The organism is Oleiphilus sp. HI0066 (assembly GCF_001635725.1).
On sequence record NZ_LWFH01000680.1, the window covers coordinates 1 to 3,141 of the forward strand.

Consider the following 3,141-nt stretch of genomic DNA (forward strand, 5'->3'; position numbering starts at 1 on the left):
ATAAGGTAAAGAGTTGCATCAATCGTCTGCAATGCTTCCAACGCACCTTCAGACAACATATCCACAAAAGTACAAGCTTGAGAGACGGCTAAACGGGACAAAGTACTATCGTCTTCGTTTTGGACTGCTGTTTGAATTGCACGTCGGGCCAGAAGATCATTGTTTGGAAATTGGACCAAGGCTTTATCCAAAGCCGTGGCAACGTGCTGTGAGCCAAATTGCTCGGCCTTTTCAGCCCATTCCAACCAAGCCATTGGGCTCTGCGCTAGAAACTCGTGTAAAGACCGTTGCCAAGCGTAAGCATCTTGAACATAACGAGGCTTTGGAAGCTGAATGAGCTGCTCAGCTACTTTACGCCATTGCCAATATTCTTTTATCTCGGAGAGAGCCGCTCGTACTTTCTCTGTCTCGGGAATTTTTTGTTCAGCAAGCTGCTGGCTTAACCATGCTTGCGCAAGCCGTTTATGAAATAAATCGAGACCACCTTCAATCTCCCTCAAAATATGCGCAGGCTCGTGAGCGATCAGATTAAATTGGTCGAGAAAATATATTTTCTCGAAACGCTTTATCAAGGTAGTCGCTCGGCCTTGTTGTAAGGCGAACAGACGCGTGTACAAACTGCTGAGTGCCTGAGCCGAAGAGCGGTATGTGCCCCACTTATCGTCAATTTGAAGTAGCAGTTTATTAAGTCGCGCTAATGAATATTCTACAAGTTTGAGTCCTTCTCGAGGCTTGCTCTCAAAGCTTGCCGCTTCAAACTCCCCAAAGAGTTGTTCAATACGCGCGAAGAATGCCTTCACTTGACGCTGACTAAACAAATTACGTTTGTCATCGATACGTGTTGTTTCAGTAACGCGCGCTTTGAGAGCAACAAAATCAACTTCTTGCCCGGCCAAACTCGCCTTTAACAAGTAACGCTCAAATTGTTCAGAATCACTTTCTAATAGCTCTAAAAAGTGCTTCGCCAGTGATTGTTTCTCGAGACCAATCAAATACGCAAATATGCGAGATTTTTCGGGACCTTTGGAAAGGGAGAGTACTTGTTGCTCAAGACGATTACCGTGTAATACTGCAGAAACACAGTGCTGACAAAAATCGAACCCATCGGAATCTGGGCAAGTACAGTGCCCGTCCACAATACTGCCCGCATAATTCAGTGTGACAGTGTAGTCTTCAACTTTGGCTGTTACCGCTAGGCCATCTCGCTGATAGTCTTGCACCAAATCAGGGGTGTACGCATTCTTACCCCGCTGAAAACGATCTTTCCCAGCGCGCTTGAATAATTCTTCTTCACCTACAAGAAATTTAGACATGACTTACACGTCGTAAGAGGCATCAGCCTTTGGCTGTTCAGGAAGGTCTTTTGTGGCCAATAAATAAGCACTCTCTTCGTACTCGCTATACCACAAAACAAGATCGCCGTTATCAAGCGCAGCACGTGCGCTATAAATGCGATCTTCGATCGGCGATTCCACGTCATTTAGACCCCAAGCGCGAAGACAGTATTCTTTTAACAAACCTTCAAGCGCTTCTTCGCTTACGTCCTTACGGGGAATCACCATATATACAACTCTACAGTAAACTTAATGCTTTAACTTACCGCTTTCGTTGTTTTCTTGGTAGTGGTTTTTCGTCGCTTTTTTGTAGCAGTTGAAGCAATCGCTTCAACACGCACAGGCATACCATTTAGAGCTGAAGTACCCGTTAACTTATCGACGAACTGATCAGAAATAAGGACATTAAGGTTCACCCCTGGCTTCTGACTTGCCACAGAAAGTCGCGTCCCTTCATGATCGTGCCCCCAACCGTGAGGAATACTCATAACGCCCGTCATAATGTCGTCTGTGACTTCACAAGGAATAGTGACCGCACCATAGTCAGAAGAAACTTTAACTAATTCACCATGTTTGAGCTTCAAACGTTTAGCATCTGCTGTATTGATCTGTGCTGTACAACGGTTTTTTCCTTTCACTAAACGCGACGTGTTATGCATCCACGAATTATTAGAACGTACATCTCGACGACCTATCAAAAGCATGACCGGCTCTTTGGTATTACTTAGTTCCTGCAAGCGCTTACGTAAGCGAGGCATATCTGTCATATAACTTTTTGGCACTATTTGGATATGCTTGTGTTTAGTAAACAGACGATCTGGCAAAGCAGACTGTAACGAACCAAGATCAACACCGTGCGGATAATTCTTCAGCGAGGCAATACATAAGCCTTTGCTCAGACCTCGGTTTTGGGAACCATACGGGCCGTTATCAAACGCTTTTCTTAAAGGATGCGATGGAGAGAAAATATCTTGAATCGTATCAATCAAAAATGCACCGATCGACGAAGTGCCCGGTAGCTGAGTTCCATAAGGCCCTATACGAAGCAAAACATCCAATACTCCATCTGGCCCCATTTGTTTCAGCGTGCGATAACGTGCAAGTTCTTTCACGCCATTCACTAAGCTACCACCAGCAGAGAGCCTATGCGTAAGCTCATGCATAATTTGCCAGTCATGCTTACTGTTCTTTGGTGCGTTAAATAAGGCAGGAGAATATTTCGCAACATTACGCACAGCCAACATATTTAAAGCTACATCATAATGCGACTGCTCTAACTGACTTGTGCCCGGAAGAATAAGGTCTGCGTGCTTCGTTGTTTCATTCAAATGACTATCGACGCACAGCATAAAATCTAAAGAATTAAAGGCTCTCTCTAGACGATTTGAATTAGGGCTAGAAATAACTGGGTTACCCGCAATCGTGATCATCGCACGAATTTGTTGCTCACCCTTTGTTTCGATTTGATCAGCGATAGCACTCGACGGTAGCTCACCACTAAACTCAGGCAAACCGGTAACCGTTTTAAAACGACCTGAGCTACCTTGCTCACCAAGATAGCTGCTAATTTCGACAAGGTCCGCAGCAGGCTTTGTAAACATTAAGCCACCGCGCTCATCCAGATGATTAGTCAGTATGTTCAAGACATAAATGAACCAAGTCGCCAAGCCACCGAACTCTTGCGTTGATGTGCCCATGCGACCAAATATCGCTGCTCGCGGCGTCTCTGCTAATTTACGAGCGAGCTCTCGGATGTATTCGGCCTTAATACCACACACATCTGCGACAGACTCGGGAGAAAAATCAG

The 3,141-nt window shown here is 45.1% G+C and carries 3 protein-coding genes; all 3 read right to left on the reverse strand.

Annotated features, from left to right (window positions below):
- The coding region (locus A3738_RS08620) for an SWIM zinc finger domain-containing protein (RefSeq protein ID WP_156504110.1) at positions 1–1,313 on the reverse strand (1,313 nt) is incomplete at its 3' end.
- Between the two features lie 3 nt (positions 1,314–1,316).
- Entirely contained in the window at positions 1,317–1,562 is a 246-nt protein-coding gene (locus tag A3738_RS08625) for a YheU family protein (protein WP_068473505.1), read from the reverse strand.
- 29 nt (positions 1,563–1,591) lie between these two features.
- The coding region (locus A3738_RS08630) for a molybdopterin dinucleotide binding domain-containing protein (protein WP_156504111.1) at positions 1,592–3,141 on the reverse strand (1,550 nt) is incomplete at its 5' end.

Coding starts and splice junctions, on each gene's coding strand:
- A3738_RS08625 (WP_068473505.1), bottom strand. CDS start 1,562: ATGGTGATTCCCCGTAAGGACGTAAGCGAAGAAGCGCTTGAAGGTTTG.